Source organism: Pseudomonas sp. TWR1-1-4, assembly GCF_049897165.1.
Taxonomy (GTDB): Bacteria; Pseudomonadota; Gammaproteobacteria; order Pseudomonadales; family Pseudomonadaceae; genus Aquipseudomonas; species Aquipseudomonas canadensis.
This window is the reverse complement of sequence record NZ_JAFCVS010000010.1, coordinates 49453-63954: the sequence shown is the minus strand read 5'-3', so window position 1 is coordinate 63954 and position 14502 is coordinate 49453. Positions and strand designations below refer to the sequence as shown.

The following is a 14502-nucleotide window of genomic DNA, read 5'->3' as shown; positions in this document are numbered from 1 at the left end:
GACGGTTATTGGTTTTGGAGCCAGCTGCTGTGTAGGGCTGTATCGGCGGCAGGTGTTGAATCTGAAATGCTAATTCGTAAGGTGCGACGAAGGGTCGCCGCCGCAGTGGCTGGCCGGGGAGGGGGCTGATCTTGGGCCGGTCTTGTGTGCTAGTCTGCGGGCCCTTTTAGTTCTGGATTGCGCGGGAAACCGTGTTGTCCTACAGCGGAGCCTCTTCATGTCCGAAGTTAATCTGTCCACCGACGAAACCCGCGTCAGCTACGGTATCGGCCGTCAGTTGGGCGACCAACTGCGCGACAACCCGCCACCGGGTGTGAGCCTGGACGCAATCCTGGCCGGCCTGACCGACGCCTTCGCCGGTAAGCCAAGCCGTGTTGACCAAGAGCAAATGGCCGCCAGCTTCAAAGTGATCCGCGAAGTCATGCAAGCCGAAGCGGCAGCCAAGGCTGAAGCGGCTGCTGGCGAAGGCCTGGCGTTCCTGGCTGAAAACGCCAAGCGTGATGGCATCACCACTCTGGCTTCCGGCCTGCAATTCGAAGTGCTGACCGCCGGTGACGGCGCCAAGCCGACCCGTGAAGATCAAGTGCGCACTCACTACCACGGCACCCTGATCGACGGGACTGTGTTCGACAGCTCCTACGAGCGTGGCCAGCCTGCGGAATTCCCGGTAGGCGGCGTGATCGCCGGCTGGACCGAAGCCCTGCAACTGATGAATGCCGGCAGCAAATGGCGTCTGTACGTGCCGAGCGAACTGGCTTACGGCGCTCAAGGCGTTGGCAGCATCCCGCCGCACAGCGTTCTGGTGTTTGACGTCGAGCTGCTCGACGTTCTGTAAGACCTGCTGATTACTGCGCCTGGCTTTGTGTGGGAGCCGGGCTTGCCCGCGATGCCGGCGACTCGGTCTGATGTCTTACCGAGTTGATGCCATCGCAGGCAAGCCAGCTCCCACATAAAGCAGGTGCATTCAACCTCGCTCATGGATGGAACTTGCCATTCAGCTCTGTCGCCGGGCGCAACGCTCGGGCATAGCAGAACAGAAACAGATTGCGCACCACCTCCTTCAACACGCCAGGTTCGCTCGAACTCAGCCCATTGACGTCCAGGTCGCCCTGGTCCTGCAGTTCATTCAGTGCTTCTTCTTCCAGCACGGCACAGACTTCACCGGTTTCCCGATGCAGGATCCGCAGGTAAGGCTGTGGGCGGTCCAGCCAGGCATCTATCAAATAAGTCATGGGTCTCATCTCCTTGATGGGTTTCAATGAGAATAATTCTTATTCATAGAATAGCAAGTGCCTATTGGCGGTTTCTGGGTTTTTCTGTGTGGATATTGCGCGGGATCAAACGGGAGGGCGAAACGCCATCCCGCGGCGGGCGCGGGATGGGGGGCAGCATATTCAGACTTTGCGCACGAACTCGGACTTGAGCTTCATCGGGCCGATACCGTCGATCTTGCAGTCGATATCGTGGTCGCCGTCGCACAGGCGGATGTTCTTGACCTTGGTGCCGACCTTCACCACCAGGGAAGTGCCCTTGACCTTGAGGTCCTTGATCACGGTGATGGTGTCGCCGTCCTGCAGCACATTGCCGACGGAGTCTTTCTTCACGGTTTCGTCGCTGGCTGCTTCGGCCTCGCCATTGGCGGACCACTCATGGGCGCATTCCGGACAGATCAGCTGGGCGCCGTCTTCGTAGGTGTATTCGGAATTGCATTTCGGGCAGGGTGGCAACGTGCTCACTAAGGCTCCTTGAGAGTCAGGATGGCTAAAGGGCGCACATTATATAGGGTTTTGCAGTCTTACAGGTTGTATGAAATCTAAATGTGGGAGGGGCCCCTCCCACATAGGCCGCGCTTTAGTGAGTACGCGCGACCGCGAACTCACTCAGCTCGACCAGGGCGTCGCGGTATTCGCTGGCGGGCAGGGCTTCCAGGCACTGGATGGCACGGGCCACGTAGTCACGCGCCAGTTGTGCGGTGTACTCCAGCGAACCCGAGGCTTCCACGGCGGCACGGATGGCCTCGAGGTCTTCGATCCCGCCTTTCTGGATCGCCTTGCGCACCAAGGCGGCCTGTTCCGGCGTGCCTTCGCGCATGGTGTAGATCAGCGGCAGGGTCGGCTTGCCTTCGGCCAGGTCATCACCGACGTTCTTGCCCAGGGTTTCAGCGTCGCCCTTGTAGTCGAGCAGGTCGTCGACCAATTGGAACGCCACGCCCAGGTGGTCTCCAAAGGTGCGCAGGGCTTCGGCCTGTTCGGCCGTTGCGCCGCACAGCGCGGCGGCGCTGTGGGTGGAGGCTTCGAAGAGCATCGCGGTTTTGCCGCGAATCACTTCCATATAGGTTTCTTCGGTGGTGCTGGCGTCGCGGACCTTCGACAGTTGCAGCACTTCGCCTTCGGCGATGATGCGGGTGGCCTGTGAAAGAATCTTCATCACCGGCATCGAGCCGAGTTCAACCATCATTTCGAACGAGCGCGAGTACAGGAAGTCGCCCACCAGCACACTAGGGGCGTTGCCCCACATGGCATTGGCGGTCTCGCGGCCACGGCGCATGCCGGACATGTCGACGACGTCGTCATGCAGCAGGGTGGCGGTGTGCAGGAATTCGATAGTGGCGGCCAGCAGGCGCAGGTCATCGCCTTCGCGACCCAGGGCCTTGCCGCACAGCAGCACTAATAAAGGACGCAGGCGCTTACCGCCCGCCGACGTAATATAGTCACCAATTTTGGAGACCAGCGGCACTTTAGACGTCAGCTGCTGCTTGATGATGCCGTCGACGGCGCTAAAATCGTCCGCGACCGCGCGGTAGAAAGCTTGGGGTTGCATCAGCGACAGTCGCTCCAGAAGGGTTGCGCGGCATGCTAGGACCCACGCCCCGTAGTGTCAAGGCGCGATAGACGGCCACTTGCAACGCATCAAAGCCTTGCGTACAATCGAGCACCCTGAACTTCCTGGGCAGCACCTGCCTTACGCAATTGCATTCGGGACGTCCATCCCATGCAGCCATGCCAGCCAATACCTCTTCTTATAAAGCGCTGGGTGAGCAGGATTATCGGAGAAATACCATGTCGTACGCAGTAATTGTTACTGGTGGCAAGCAATACAAAGTCGCCCCAGGTGAATACCTGAAGATCGAAAAACTGGAAGTCGCTACCGGCGAATCCGTTACTTTTGATCGCGTTCTGTTGGTCGCCAATGGCGATGACGTGAACATCGGCGCTCCAGTTGTTGCTGGCGCTACCGTTGTGGCTGAAGTGATCTCCCAAGGTCGTCACGATAAAGTCCGCATCATCAAGTTCCGTCGTCGTAAGCACCACATGAAGCGTATGGGCCACCGCCAGTGGTACACCGAGATCAAAATCACCGGTATTCAGGCTTAATTTCAGCCTAATTCCTCACTAGGAGAATTGACTCATGGCACACAAAAAAGCTGGTGGTAGTACCCGTAACGGTCGCGACTCAGAAGCCAAACGCCTTGGCGTGAAGATGTATGGCGGCCAGAAAATCATTCCGGGCAACATCATCGTGCGTCAGCGCGGCACCCAATTCCACGCCGGTTACGGTGTTGGCATGGGTAAAGATCACACCCTCTTCGCGAAAATCGAAGGCGTGATCAAGTTTGAAGTAAAAGGCGCGTTCAACCGCCGTTACGTGAGCGTTGTCGCAGCTTAATTGCGAGATCGCTGGAAAAGCCCTGTCTTGCGACGGGGCTTTTTCGTTTGTGGAGTGAGTCTCTTGCAAAGCTGTTTGTAATGGGCTCAGGCGCTGGTTTGCGGTCGCTGATTGAGGTCGCTGCGCTCATTTTTGCAAGAGTCTTATGTCTTGGTTCTTTAAGCTCGTCCATGCGACGAGAGGCGTTTTGTTATGAAGTTCGTTGATGAAGTTTCCATCCGAGTAAAAGCAGGCGACGGCGGTAACGGTTGCATGAGTTTCCGTCGCGAAAAGTTCATCGAAAACGGTGGCCCCAACGGCGGTGACGGCGGTGACGGCGGTTCCATCTACATGATGGCCGACGAAAACCTCAACACCCTGGTCGACTACCGTTACACCCGGCACTTCGATGCCGAGCGTGGCTCCAACGGCGGCAGCACCGACTGCACCGGTAAAAAAGGCGAAGACCTGGTACTGCGCGTACCGGTCGGTACCACGATTATCGATTCTGCGACCCAGGAAGTGATCGGCGACCTGACCAAGGCTGGCCAGAAGCTGATGGTTGTACAGGGCGGCTGGCACGGTCTGGGTAACACCCGATTCAAGTCCAGTACCAACCGTGCGCCACGCCAGACCACGCCAGGCAAGCCGGGCGAGCAGCGTGACCTCAAGCTGGAAATGAAAGTACTCGCTGACGTGGGCCTGCTGGGCCTGCCGAACGCTGGTAAAAGTACCTTCATTCGCTCGGTTTCGGCCGCCAAGCCGAAAGTCGCCGACTACCCGTTCACCACCCTGGTGCCAAACCTCGGTGTGGTCAGCGTCGACCGTTGGAAAAGCTTTGTGATCGCCGACATTCCCGGCTTGATCGAAGGCGCCTCCGATGGCGCCGGCCTGGGGATTCGCTTCCTCAAACACTTGTCGCGTACCCGTTTGCTGTTGCACCTCGTCGACATGGCGCCGCTGGATGACACCAGCGCACCGGACGCCGCCGAAGTGATCGTCAGCGAGCTGACCAAGTTCAGCCCGGCCCTGGCTGAGCGTGATCGTTGGTTGGTGCTGAACAAGTGCGACCAGATCCTGGAAGAAGAGCACGAAGAGCGCGTCAAGGAAATCGTTGACCGCCTGGAGTGGGAAGGTCCGGTCTACGTGATCTCGGCCATCGCCAAAGAAGGCACCGAGCGCCTGACCCGTGACATCATGCGCTACCTCGAAGACCGCGCCGACCGCCTGGCGGCCGATCCGGTGTTCAAGGCCGAACTGGCTGAGCTCGATCAACAGATCGAAGACGAAGCCCGCGCCCAGTTGCAAGCGCTGGACGACCAGCGTGCCCTGCGCCGCAGCGGCGTGAAGTCGGTCCATGACATCGGTGACGACGATTGGGACGAAGAAGACGTGGATGATGAAGACGGTCCTGAAATCATTTACGTGCGCGACTGAGTCGTTGCGATAAACTTGAACGCCGCTCCTGTTAGAGCGGCGTTTTAGTATCCGGGTTTAACGTTATGGGCCGCGCTGGGTCGCGCAGCCCTCAATCTAAGGTTGAAGATGATGCGGAGCAAAGTGACAGGTGCGCAGCGCTGGGTCGTAAAGATCGGCAGTGCGTTGCTGACGGCGGATGGCAAGGGGCTCGATCGTGCAGCCATGAGCGTCTGGGTCGAGCAGATGGTGGCCTTGCATGAGGCCGGTGTGGAGTTGGTGCTGGTGTCGTCCGGAGCGGTTGCCGCCGGGATGAGCCGCCTCGGCTGGACTGCGCGACCCAGCGCGATGCACGAACTGCAAGCCGCCGCCGCCATCGGTCAGATGGGCCTGGTGCAAGCCTGGGAATCCAGCTTTGCCGAGCACGGCCGGCACACGGCGCAGATCCTGCTGACCCACGACGACCTGTCCGACCGCAAGCGTTACCTCAACGCCCGCAGCACCCTGCGCGCGCTGGTGGAACTCAAGGTTATCCCGGTGATCAACGAAAACGACACCGTGGTCACTGACGAAATCCGCTTTGGCGACAACGACACCTTGGCCGCCCTGGTGGCCAACCTGGTGGAAGCTGACCTGCTGGTGATCCTCACCGACCGCGACGGCATGTTCGACGCCGACCCGCGCAACAACCCCGAAGCCCAGCTTATTTATGAGGCTCGCGCCGATGACCCGGCGTTGGACGCCGTGGCCGGCAGTGTTGGCGGCGCCCTGGGCCGCGGCGGCATGCAGACCAAGCTGCGTGCGGCGCGCCTGGCGGCGCGTTCCGGCGCCCACACCATCATCATCGGCGGGCGCATCGAGCGCGTGCTGGACCGGCTCAAGGCGGGCGAGCGCATCGGTACGCTGTTGTCGCCGGAACGCGGCATGCTGGCGGCGCGCAAACAATGGCTGGCCGGTCATCTGCAAACCCGTGGCACCCTGGTGTTGGACGATGGCGCCGTATCGGCGTTGTCCCAAGGCAACAAGAGCCTGCTGCCGGTCGGCGTCAAGCTGGTGCAGGGCAGCTTCCGCCGGGGCGAGATGGTGGTGTGCGTGGCGCCGGACGGTCGTGAGATCGCCCGTGGCCTGGCCAACTACAGCGCCCTTGAAGCCCAGAAAATCATTGGACAATCCTCCGATGCGATTGTCGGACTACTCGGTTACATGGCCGAACCAGAGCTGGTTCACCGCGATAACCTGATCCTGGTCTAACCAAAGGAATACACGATGCGCGTAATGAAGGGATTGCTCGGCCTGCTGCTGGTCATGCCGCTGTTGGCCTCGGCAGAAGAAATCGGTCAGGTGTCGACAGTGTTCAAGTTTGTCGGCCCCAACGACCGGATCGTGGTTGAAGCCTTCGATGACCCCAAGGTCGACGGCGTGACCTGCTACCTGTCGCGTGCCAAGACCGGCGGCGTGAAAGGCGGCCTGGGCCTGGCCGAAGACCGCGCCGAAGCCTCGATTGCCTGCCGTCAGGTCGGCCCGATCCGCTTCAAGGGCGAGCTCAAGGACGGCGACGAAGTGTTCAAGGAACGCACCTCCCTGGTGTTCAAGACCATGCAGGTGGTGCGCTTCCTCGACAAGAAGCGCAACACCCTGGTTTACCTGGTGTACAGCGACCGCCTGATCGAAGGCAGCCCGCAAAACGCCGTGACCGCCATTCCGATTTTGCCCTGGCCGACCGCTCAGTAACTCGCGGGCGGGTTTTGCAATCGGCGTCTATGATTGCAGGCTTGCGGGTTGTAATCTCGACGTGCCGCAATGCGAAGAACATGGGATATCTGGAGTTCGTCATGAGTGCTTTCCACGACCTGAAACTCAAAGCTTTGGACGGACAAGAGCTACCGCTGGCGCCCTTCAAGGGGCAAGTGGTGCTGGTGGTCAACGTGGCCTCCAAATGTGGTTTGACCCCGCAATACTCCGCGCTGGAGAAGCTCTACCAGCAGTACAAGGACCAGGGGTTTACCGTACTTGGCCTGCCGTGCAATCAGTTTGCCGGTCAGGAACCGGGCACCGAGGAAGAAATCCAGGCGTTCTGTAGCCTGAATTACGGGGTGACCTTCCCGTTGGGCAGCAAGCTTGAGGTCAATGGGCCTGACCGTCATCAGCTGTACCGCTTGCTGGCGGGCGAGGGGGCCGAGTTTCCTGGGGACATCACCTGGAATTTCGAGAAGTTCCTGCTGGGCAAGGATGGGCGGGTGCTCGCACGCTTTTCCCCGCGTACTGCGCCGGATGATCCGACGATCGTCCAGGCCATCGAAAAAGCCCTGGCCTGAAGACATCCAGGAGGCTTTTGTGGTGAGCGGGCTTGTCCCGCGCTGGGTGGCGAAGCCGCCCTAAAATCAGACGCCGCATTTCTAGACAGAACGCGGCGTTTTTACTGGGGCGGCTTCGCCACCCAGCGCGGGGCAAGCCCGCTCACTTCAGGTTAGCGGCAACCGGTTGTGCCACTTTTACCCCTTAATCACCCAGATCAATAGTGCTACCCAGCACCTTGCGCTCCCCATATTATCCACATCATAAACCCCGTCTTCCGTGGAGTGCTCCCATGCCCGTCCAAGCTTTGTTCAAACCCTTTCAGCTCGGTGCATTGCAACTGTCGACCCGGGTCGTCATGGCACCGATGACCCGCTCGTTCTCGCCGGGTGGCGTTCCCAACGCCAAAGTCATCGAGTACTACCGTCGCCGCGCCGCTGCCGGCGTAGGCCTGATCATCACCGAAGGCACCGTGGTCGGTCATCAAGCCTCGAATGGCTACCCCAATGTGCCGCACTTCTACGGTGAAGCCGCGCTGGCTGGCTGGAAAAAAGTCGTCGACGCGGTACACGCCGAAGGCGGCAAGATCGTCCCGCAGTTGTGGCACGTGGGCAGCGTGCGCCGCATCGGCACCGAGCCGGATGCCAGCGTGCCGGCCTATGGCCCGATGGAAAAACTCAAGGATGGCAACGTGGTCGTGCACGGCATGACGCATCAAGACATCAAGGAGGTGATCAACGCCTTCGCCCAAGCCGCCAAGGATGCCCAGAGCATCGGCATGGACGGCGTTGAGATCCACGGCGCCCATGGCTATCTGGTCGACCAGTTCTTCTGGGAAGGTAGCAACCAGCGTACCGACGAGTACGGTGGCAGTCTGGCCAACCGGTCGCGTTTCGCCATTGAGCTGATTCAGGCCACCCGCGCCGCCGTGGGTCCGGACTTCCCGATCATCTTCCGGTTCTCCCAGTGGAAGCAGCAGGATTACACCGCGCGCCTGGTGCAAACCCCCGAGGCGCTGGGCGAGTTTCTCAAGCCATTGTCTGAAGCGGGTGTGGATATTTTCCACTGCTCCACCCGTCGTTTTTGGGAGCCAGAGTTCGAAGGTTCCGACCTCAACCTGGCAGGCTGGACCCGGCAGCTCACCGGCAAGCCGACCATTACTGTAGGCAGCGTCGGCCTGGATGGCGAGTTCCTGCAGTTCATGGTCAACACCGACAAGGTCGCGCAACCGGCGAGCCTGGAGAAGTTGCTGGAGCGCCTGAACAACGACGAGTTCGATCTGGTAGCCGTGGGCCGTGCCCTGTTGGTGGACCCGGACTGGGCCGTGAAGGTGCGCGAAGGCCGCGAGAGCGACATCCTGCCATTCAGTCGTGACGCGTTGACGACCCTGGTGTAAGTGGCAACAGGGCGGGCACCGGGTGCCCGTCCTTGCATACCCCGCGCAGCTGGCGCTCGAACTGCTCGATTATCGCCGGCCAACCCTGGCGACTCGCATGCTGGCGCGCGTTCAGGCGCATACGACGCAGGCTTTCAGCGTCTTCCAGCAGCCAGTTGGCCGCCTCGCAAAACGCATTCTCATCCCCAGGCATCGCCAGCACACCGTTGTAGCCATGGCGAATATGCTGGGTCGCAGCGGCTTGGTCGTAGGCCACCACGCCCAACCCCGACGCCATTGCTTCCAGCACCACGTTGCCGAAGGTTTCAGTCAGGCTGGGAAACAGGAACACATCGCCTGACGCGTAATGCCGTGCCAGTTCTTCTCCACGCAAGGTGCCGCAGAAAATCGCCTCTGGCAGTTCCTTTTCCATCGTCGCGCGTTGCGGGCCATCGCCGACGATGACCAGCTTCATCTGACGCAGGGGATAGGTGTCTTGCAAGGCCTCGAAGCAGCGCTTTAGCAAGCCCAGGTTTTTTTCCTGGGCCAGTCGGCCCACATAGAGCACGGCGGTTTGCTCACTGTTCAGTGCCCAACTTTCCCGCAGCGCGCTATCGCGTTTGGCGGGATGGAACAGTTGGCTGTCCACTCCGCGCGCCAACATCCCCAGACGCTCGAAATGCTTGCGTTCCAGCTCCAGGCGCTGGCTGGCGCTGGGTACCAGGGTCAGCGTCGAACGATTGTGGAACCAGCGCAGATAGTGAGTGACCATCCGGCTCAACAGGCTCATGCCATATTGGTTCGAGTACTGCTGGAAGTTGGTGTGAAAGCCGCTGACCACGCTGATCCCCAGGCGACGCGCGGCGCGCAGGGCGGACAGGCCCAAAGGCCCTTCCGTGGCGATGTACAGCACGTCCGGGCGCTGACGGGTCCAGCGCCGCAGCAACTTGTGCATCGACGACTGCCCCCATTGCAGCCCCGGATAACCCGGCAGCGGCCAGCCACGGCACAGCAGCAAGGCGTCGTCGCTGGGGCGGCTCTGGTCGACACCTTGGCGCGGGCGCACCAGCTCGACTTGATGGCCGCGGGCCCGTAACCCCTCGCACAGTCGACCAAGGGTATTGGCCACCCCGTTGATCTCAGGCGGGAAGGTTTCGGTAATGAGGGTGATGTGAAGCGAAGCTGTCGTCATGACCCACAGTGTCACCGCGGGCCATGTCGTCATTGTGTCATCGAGATGATGGATTTATGACTGGGTTATCTTTTGCTGCTGCGCCATCGCTTCGGCACCTTGCTCACGCACCCAGAACAACGTCGCCCCAGCCACCGCTGCCGGCATCATCAGCAGGTTGACCACCGGTACCAGCAGCACCAGGTAAACAATCCCGCCGAAGCTCATGCTCTGCCAGCGTTTCTGGCGCAGCCAGGCGAGCATCTCGTTCCAGCCAAGCTTGTGGTTGTCCGCTGGGTAGTCGATGTATTGGATCGCCATCATCCACACGCCGAACAGCAGCCACAGCGGGGCGGCGATCAGGTTGACCACTGGTATGAACGACAGGATAAACAGGCCGATGGCCCGTGGCAGGAAGTAACCCAGCTTGCGCATTTCCCGGGCCAGTGTACGCGGGACCATGGCGATCAACTCGCCCCAGCTGAAGGCCGGGAAGTCATCGGTGCCGCGTACCACCACTTCCACTTTCTCCGAGAGAAAACCGTTGAAGGGCGCGGCGATGATGTTGGCCAGCATGGTGAAGGTGAAAAACACCATCAGTACCACCAGCACGACAAACAGGGGCCAGAGTAGGTAATTCAAAAAGCTCAGCCAAGTCGGCAGCGTCGGCATCAGATGATCGACCCACAGGCTGAACTGATGACCGGCGAAATAGATCAAGCCGACGAACAGCACCAGGTTGATCGCCAGCGGCAACAGCACAAACAGACGCAGGCCGGGGCTCAGCACCAGTTTGAGGCCTTCACGCAGGTATTGCGGGCCGGAAAGAGCGGGGGCGGGCATGGAGAACTCCGAACAAAGTGACGAACGCGCCGACCTTACCGGCTTTGTTTAACAGGCGAAAGCGGCGACATCAGTGGTAACAAAGGTGTTGATCAACAGCGGTAACTGCATAGAGACCACCTATGAGCTGGATTGTTATTCCGTATTTCCTTAATCTTGCCCCCCTCGATACGCTGCACCCATTATTTTTCAGGGTCTGCGAGTTGAAGCCTTCCCCAAGTGCTTCGTGGTCCCTTTTTTATTCCAGCCGCCTTGTAGTCCGGGCGGTCGATAGGAGTGAGTCATGTCTGATACCCGTCATTCGCGAGTGATTATCCTGGGTTCCGGCCCTGCCGGTTACAGCGCTGCGGTCTACGCTGCCCGGGCCAACCTGAAGCCGCTGCTGATCACTGGCATGCAGGCGGGTGGTCAACTGACCACCACCACCGAAGTCGACAACTGGCCGGGCGATGTCCACGGTCTGACCGGCCCGGTGCTGATGGAACGCATGAAAGAACACGCCGAACGTTTCGAAACCGAGATCGTGTTTGACCACATCAACCAGGTCGACTTCTCCAAAAAGCCTTACAGCCTGACCGGCGACAGCGGCGTTTACACCTGTGACGCGCTTATCATCGCCACCGGCGCCAGCGCCCGCTACCTCGGCCTGCCGTCGGAAGAGGCGTTCATGGGCAAAGGCGTTTCGGCCTGCGCGACCTGTGATGGTTTCTTCTACCGCAACAAGCCAGTCGCCGTAGTCGGTGGCGGCAACACGGCCGTGGAAGAAGCGCTGTACCTGGCCAACATCGCCAGCACCGTGACCCTGGTTCACCGCCGCGAGACCTTCCGCGCCGAGAAGATCCTGATCGACAAGCTGCATGCCCGTGTCGCTGAAGGCAAGATCATCCTCAAGCTCAACGCCACCCTGGACGAAGTCCTGGGCGACAACATGGGCGTGACTGGTGCCCGCCTGAAGAACAACGACGGCAGCTTCGACGAACTGAAAGTCGACGGCGTGTTTATCGCTATCGGCCACACCCCGAACACTTCGCTGTTCGAAGGCGTGCTGGAAGCCAAAGACGGTTACCTGGTGGTGCAGGGCGGTCGTGAAGGTAACGCGACGGCCACCAACATCGAAGGTATCTTCGCTGCCGGTGACGTGGCAGACCACGTCTACCGCCAGGCCATCACCTCGGCTGGCGCCGGCTGCATGGCGGCACTGGATGCCGAGCGTTATCTCGACGGCCTGCAGAACGCTTCGTTCTGAACCCGTTGAACTAAAAAAACCGGCTGAAAGGCCGGTTTTTTTATGTCCGCTGTTATCCGCTGTAGGAGCCGGCTTGCCGGCGATAGCGGTGTGTCAGTTACCACCGCTATCGCGGGCAAGCCCGGCTCCCACACTGACCAGGTTTTCAAATTGATTTAGCGGCGTGTCAGAGGTTGCTGGTCAAATTTCACACCGGCCAACCCATGGGCGATCAGCGCACGGATGTTGCCGTGCTCACTGCCCTCAGGCGTCGCCACTACCGAGCGGTAATGCTCACCAAACGCCAGCAGTGCTTCCTGGTCGCTCAGACCTTCCAGCAACGCCAAGCCCAAGGTCTTGCACGACCCTTCGTTCTGCCCCGCGGCATTTTCCACGTCGCCATTGGTAAAGGCTTGCGGCTGGTAGTCATAACCGGCAGCCACAAACGCCAAGGTATCGGCAAAAACATGTTTGCCACTGTTGAGGCTGGCGCGCAGGGTGTTCAAATCAGTCATGGGTTTTTCCTTTGGCGAACGCAGCCTGTTGGTCGGCGCTGGCTTCTTTCTGGTATTGGGCTTTCCACTCGGCGTACGGCATGCCGTACACCACTTCACGGGCGTCATCGAGGCTCAGCTCGATCTGGCGCTCGTCGGCCTCGGCCTTGTACCACTTGGACAAGCAGTTGCGGCAGAAGCCCGAGAGGTTCATCAGGTCGATGTTCTGCACATCCTTGCGGCTGTCCAGATGCGCCACCAGTCGGCGGAAGGCGGCGGCTTCAAGTTCGAGACGTTGTTGGTCGTTCATAGGGCTCACTGACAATTCAGGGGTTAGCGGCTGGCCGCCAGGGTAATCGAAACCGATTCGGCAAAGCGCAGTGCATGGGGCTTGTCCACTTCGACCTCGGCGTACAGCACCGACTCATTGCTCATCACCAGGTCCAGCAGTTCCTGGGTCAGGCGCTCCAGCAGGGCAAAGCGGTTGCCCTCGACGTGGGCGATGATCGCCTTGGTGATGGTGCGGTAGTTCAGCGCATGATCAATGTCATTGTCGCGTACGGCTTCCTGGGCGGCATACAGGATGGTCAGGTTGATCAGCACATCCTGCTTGTTGAGGATCTCGTCCTCGTTGATGCCGATGTACGTGCGCAGGCACAGGTCCTTGACCCGGATGCGCGCCATGCCTGGTTGAAGTTGTGGCATTGCTACTTGCTCCGTCCGATCAGTTGCAGGAACTCCATGCGCGTGGTGTTCGACTCGCGGAACGCGCCGAGCATCACCGAGGTGTTCATGGTTGAATTCTGTTTTTCCACACCGCGCATCATCATGCACATGTGCTTGGCTTCGATCACCACGGCCACGCCGGCGGCCTGGGTCACGTCCTGGATCGCGTCGGCGATCTGCCGCGTGAGGTTTTCCTGGATCTGCAGGCGTCGGGCGAACATATCGACGATGCGCGCCAGCTTCGACAGGCCCAGCACCTTGCCGGTGGGGATATAGGCCACATGGGCCTTGCCGATGAAGGGCAGCAGGTGGTGCTCGCACAGCGAGTACAACTCGATGTCCTTGAGGATCACCATCTCGTCATTGTCGGAGGTGAACAGCGCACCGTTGACGATCTCTTCCAGGTTTCGCTCGTAGCCGTGACACAGGTACCGCATGGCCTTGGCGGCGCGCTTGGGAGTGTCGAGCAAGCCTTCGCGTTCCGGGTCTTCGCCCAGGCCTTTGAGGATCTCGCGGTAATGGTGGGGCAGGGTCATACAACATCCTCACAAACGGCTACTTGATATGCCGCCCGCCGTTGACGGTCAGGGTGGTACCGGTGACATAAGGGTTATCCAGCAGGTAACGCACGCTCTGATAGATCACCTCGGGCCCGGGCTCGATGCCCAGTGCCGACTTGGCCAGCACCTTGGCGCGGTAGGCTGCGTCGTCGCCTTCGTTGAACATCACCATTGCCGGGGCGATGCCGTTGACCTTGATCGACGGCGCGAACTGCGCGGCAAATGACAGCGTGAGGCTGTCGAGGCCGGCCTTGGTGGCGCAATAGGCAATGTGCTGGCGGCTGCCCTTGCGCACCACGTCATCGCTGATGTGCACGATGTCTGCGGGAGAAGAGCGTTGCAGCAAAGGTGAACAATGCAGGTTGATCAGATACGGCGCAAGCATGTGCACGCTGAACATGTCGGTAAAGGCGCGACTTTCTTCGTCGGGCGTTTCGGCGATCCAGGCCGAGGCGTTGTGGATGATCGCGCGCAGGCGTTGGGTATGGGTGTTCAGTTCAGCGATAAACGCCAGGATGCCGGCCTCGCTGGAGAAATCGGCAAACACCCCAATCGCTCCGCGTTCGCGTAGGGCCTGTACGCCGGGCCGCTCGCTGCGGTAGCTGAAAATCACCGGATAGCCGTCGTCCAGCAGGCGCTGGGCGCAATGCAGACCGACACGCTGGCCGGCGCCGGTGATCAGGATCGGGGCGTTCGTTGCAGTCATGGGAGGCTCGAGTCGCTGGCAGATTGAAACTATACCAGCGACCGGG

The 14502-nt window shown here is 60.2% G+C and carries 19 protein-coding genes; 9 read left to right on the top strand and 10 right to left on the bottom strand.

The features are described 5' to 3' along the window. The first annotated feature begins 217 nt into the window (after window positions 1-217). On the top strand, window positions 218-835 hold the full coding sequence (locus tag ACP7C6_RS28575; RefSeq protein WP_068937259.1) for an FKBP-type peptidyl-prolyl cis-trans isomerase: 618 nt from the start codon (window positions 218-220) through the stop codon (window positions 833-835). A gap of 139 nt (window positions 836-974) precedes the next feature. Here the strand turns inward: ACP7C6_RS28575 and ACP7C6_RS28570 are convergent, their stop codons facing one another. From ACP7C6_RS28570 to ACP7C6_RS28560, 3 genes are all read right to left on the bottom strand, one after another. Next, window positions 975-1232: a hypothetical protein gene (locus ACP7C6_RS28570; RefSeq protein WP_028617909.1), complete on the bottom strand. Its 258-nt coding sequence runs from the start codon at window positions 1230-1232 to the stop codon at window positions 975-977. 162 nt (window positions 1233-1394) lie between these two features. Continuing rightward, the gene (locus tag ACP7C6_RS28565; protein WP_027617845.1) at window positions 1395-1736 is read right to left on the bottom strand and encodes a zinc ribbon domain-containing protein YjdM; all 342 of its coding nucleotides are present in this window, start codon (window positions 1734-1736) and stop codon (window positions 1395-1397) included. Window positions 1737-1851: 115 nt separating this feature from the next. After that, a complete protein-coding gene (locus tag ACP7C6_RS28560; RefSeq protein WP_005791318.1) occupies window positions 1852-2820 on the bottom strand; it encodes a polyprenyl synthetase family protein in 969 nt (322 codons plus the stop codon). Between the two features lie 239 nt (window positions 2821-3059). Between ACP7C6_RS28560 and rplU the strand changes: the two genes are divergently transcribed. From rplU to ACP7C6_RS28525, 7 genes are all read left to right on the top strand, one after another. Next, entirely contained in the window at window positions 3060-3374 is a 315-nt protein-coding gene (gene rplU, locus ACP7C6_RS28555; RefSeq protein WP_007950961.1) for a 50S ribosomal protein L21, read from the top strand. Window positions 3375-3408: 34 nt separating this feature from the next. Beyond that, window positions 3409-3666, top strand: coding sequence for a 50S ribosomal protein L27 (gene rpmA, locus ACP7C6_RS28550; protein WP_003176049.1), 258 nt, complete (start codon window positions 3409-3411; stop codon window positions 3664-3666). Between the two features lie 192 nt (window positions 3667-3858). Beyond that, the gene (cgtA, locus tag ACP7C6_RS28545; RefSeq protein ID WP_016976186.1) at window positions 3859-5082 is read left to right on the top strand and encodes an Obg family GTPase CgtA; all 1224 of its coding nucleotides are present in this window, start codon (window positions 3859-3861) and stop codon (window positions 5080-5082) included. A 111-nt stretch (window positions 5083-5193) separates the two neighbouring features. After that, window positions 5194-6312: a glutamate 5-kinase gene (gene proB, locus ACP7C6_RS28540; protein WP_025999729.1), complete on the top strand. Its 1119-nt coding sequence runs from the start codon at window positions 5194-5196 to the stop codon at window positions 6310-6312. Window positions 6313-6327: 15 nt separating this feature from the next. After that, window positions 6328-6792, top strand: a complete 465-nt coding sequence (locus ACP7C6_RS28535) for a CreA family protein (protein ID WP_068932136.1) — start codon at window positions 6328-6330, stop codon at window positions 6790-6792. Window positions 6793-6893: 101 nt separating this feature from the next. Then, the gene (locus ACP7C6_RS28530; RefSeq protein ID WP_311893984.1) at window positions 6894-7376 is read left to right on the top strand and encodes a glutathione peroxidase; all 483 of its coding nucleotides are present in this window, start codon (window positions 6894-6896) and stop codon (window positions 7374-7376) included. Window positions 7377-7648: 272 nt separating this feature from the next. Then, a complete protein-coding gene (locus ACP7C6_RS28525; protein WP_323987614.1) occupies window positions 7649-8752 on the top strand; it encodes an NADH:flavin oxidoreductase in 1104 nt (367 codons plus the stop codon). On the opposite strand, the gene ACP7C6_RS28520 is transcribed toward ACP7C6_RS28525, so the two are convergent. Continuing rightward, the gene (locus ACP7C6_RS28520) at window positions 8721-9923 is read right to left on the bottom strand and encodes a glycosyltransferase family 4 protein (RefSeq protein WP_426109546.1); all 1203 of its coding nucleotides are present in this window, start codon (window positions 9921-9923) and stop codon (window positions 8721-8723) included. The two genes, ACP7C6_RS28525 and ACP7C6_RS28520, sit on opposite strands and share 32 nt — an antisense overlap. Before the next feature lie 54 nt (window positions 9924-9977). Next, a complete protein-coding gene (cysZ, locus tag ACP7C6_RS28515) occupies window positions 9978-10745 on the bottom strand; it encodes a sulfate transporter CysZ (RefSeq protein ID WP_308907995.1) in 768 nt (255 codons plus the stop codon). Between the two features lie 283 nt (window positions 10746-11028). Here cysZ and trxB point away from each other — a divergent pair, with 283 nt between their 5' ends. Next, window positions 11029-11991 (top strand): thioredoxin-disulfide reductase, encoded by a 963-nt coding sequence (gene trxB, locus ACP7C6_RS28510; protein ID WP_016976180.1) that lies wholly within the window; start codon window positions 11029-11031, stop codon window positions 11989-11991. A 155-nt stretch (window positions 11992-12146) separates the two neighbouring features. On the opposite strand, the gene ACP7C6_RS28505 is transcribed toward trxB, so the two are convergent. From ACP7C6_RS28505 to folM, 5 genes are read right to left on the bottom strand one after another with little or no spacing between them, the layout of a single operon-like run. Continuing rightward, on the bottom strand, window positions 12147-12485 hold the full coding sequence (locus ACP7C6_RS28505; protein ID WP_426109545.1) for a HopJ type III effector protein: 339 nt from the start codon (window positions 12483-12485) through the stop codon (window positions 12147-12149). Further along, on the bottom strand, window positions 12478-12774 hold the full coding sequence (locus ACP7C6_RS28500; protein WP_010206472.1) for a DUF1244 domain-containing protein: 297 nt from the start codon (window positions 12772-12774) through the stop codon (window positions 12478-12480). Before ACP7C6_RS28500 ends, ACP7C6_RS28505 begins: the two co-directional genes overlap by 8 nt. 23 nt (window positions 12775-12797) lie before the next feature. Further along, window positions 12798-13169 carry a dihydroneopterin triphosphate 2'-epimerase gene (folX, locus tag ACP7C6_RS28495; protein WP_003176029.1) on the bottom strand — a complete coding sequence of 124 codons (372 nt, stop codon included), beginning with the start codon at window positions 13167-13169 and terminating at the stop codon, window positions 12798-12800. Between the two features lie 2 nt (window positions 13170-13171). Continuing rightward, complete coding sequence (folE, locus tag ACP7C6_RS28490) at window positions 13172-13726, bottom strand: GTP cyclohydrolase I FolE (protein WP_426109544.1); 555 nt, start codon at window positions 13724-13726, stop codon at window positions 13172-13174. Window positions 13727-13745: 19 nt separating this feature from the next. After that, window positions 13746-14456 (bottom strand): dihydromonapterin reductase, encoded by a 711-nt coding sequence (gene folM, locus ACP7C6_RS28485; protein WP_308907994.1) that lies wholly within the window; start codon window positions 14454-14456, stop codon window positions 13746-13748. Window positions 14457-14502 lie beyond the last annotated feature (46 nt).

What these genes read in the sequence shown, in the direction of transcription:
- ACP7C6_RS28575 (WP_068937259.1), top strand. Translation starts at nt 218, where the DNA reads ATGTCCGAAGTTAATCTGTCCACCGACGAAACCCGCGTCAGCTACGGT.
- ACP7C6_RS28535 (WP_068932136.1), top strand. Translation starts at nt 6,328, where the DNA reads ATGCGCGTAATGAAGGGATTGCTCGGCCTGCTGCTGGTCATGCCGCTG.
- trxB (WP_016976180.1), top strand. Translation starts at nt 11,029, where the DNA reads ATGTCTGATACCCGTCATTCGCGAGTGATTATCCTGGGTTCCGGCCCT.
- rplU (WP_007950961.1), top strand. Translation starts at nt 3,060, where the DNA reads ATGTCGTACGCAGTAATTGTTACTGGTGGCAAGCAATACAAAGTCGCC.
- ACP7C6_RS28560 (WP_005791318.1), bottom strand. Translation starts at nt 2,820, where the DNA reads ATGCAACCCCAAGCTTTCTACCGCGCGGTCGCGGACGATTTTAGCGCC.
- ACP7C6_RS28530 (WP_311893984.1), top strand. Translation starts at nt 6,894, where the DNA reads ATGAGTGCTTTCCACGACCTGAAACTCAAAGCTTTGGACGGACAAGAG.
- cgtA (WP_016976186.1), top strand. Translation starts at nt 3,859, where the DNA reads ATGAAGTTCGTTGATGAAGTTTCCATCCGAGTAAAAGCAGGCGACGGC.
- ACP7C6_RS28505 (WP_426109545.1), bottom strand. Translation starts at nt 12,485, where the DNA reads ATGACTGATTTGAACACCCTGCGCGCCAGCCTCAACAGTGGCAAACAT.
- ACP7C6_RS28500 (WP_010206472.1), bottom strand. Translation starts at nt 12,774, where the DNA reads ATGAACGACCAACAACGTCTCGAACTTGAAGCCGCCGCCTTCCGCCGA.
- folX (WP_003176029.1), bottom strand. Translation starts at nt 13,169, where the DNA reads ATGCCACAACTTCAACCAGGCATGGCGCGCATCCGGGTCAAGGACCTG.
- rpmA (WP_003176049.1), top strand. Translation starts at nt 3,409, where the DNA reads ATGGCACACAAAAAAGCTGGTGGTAGTACCCGTAACGGTCGCGACTCA.
- ACP7C6_RS28520 (WP_426109546.1), bottom strand. Translation starts at nt 9,923, where the DNA reads ATGACGACAGCTTCGCTTCACATCACCCTCATTACCGAAACCTTCCCG.
- folE (WP_426109544.1), bottom strand. Translation starts at nt 13,726, where the DNA reads ATGACCCTGCCCCACCATTACCGCGAGATCCTCAAAGGCCTGGGCGAA.
- ACP7C6_RS28525 (WP_323987614.1), top strand. Translation starts at nt 7,649, where the DNA reads ATGCCCGTCCAAGCTTTGTTCAAACCCTTTCAGCTCGGTGCATTGCAA.
- cysZ (WP_308907995.1), bottom strand. Translation starts at nt 10,745, where the DNA reads ATGCCCGCCCCCGCTCTTTCCGGCCCGCAATACCTGCGTGAAGGCCTC.
- proB (WP_025999729.1), top strand. Translation starts at nt 5,194, where the DNA reads ATGCGGAGCAAAGTGACAGGTGCGCAGCGCTGGGTCGTAAAGATCGGC.
- ACP7C6_RS28570 (WP_028617909.1), bottom strand. Translation starts at nt 1,232, where the DNA reads ATGACTTATTTGATAGATGCCTGGCTGGACCGCCCACAGCCTTACCTG.
- folM (WP_308907994.1), bottom strand. Translation starts at nt 14,456, where the DNA reads ATGACTGCAACGAACGCCCCGATCCTGATCACCGGCGCCGGCCAGCGT.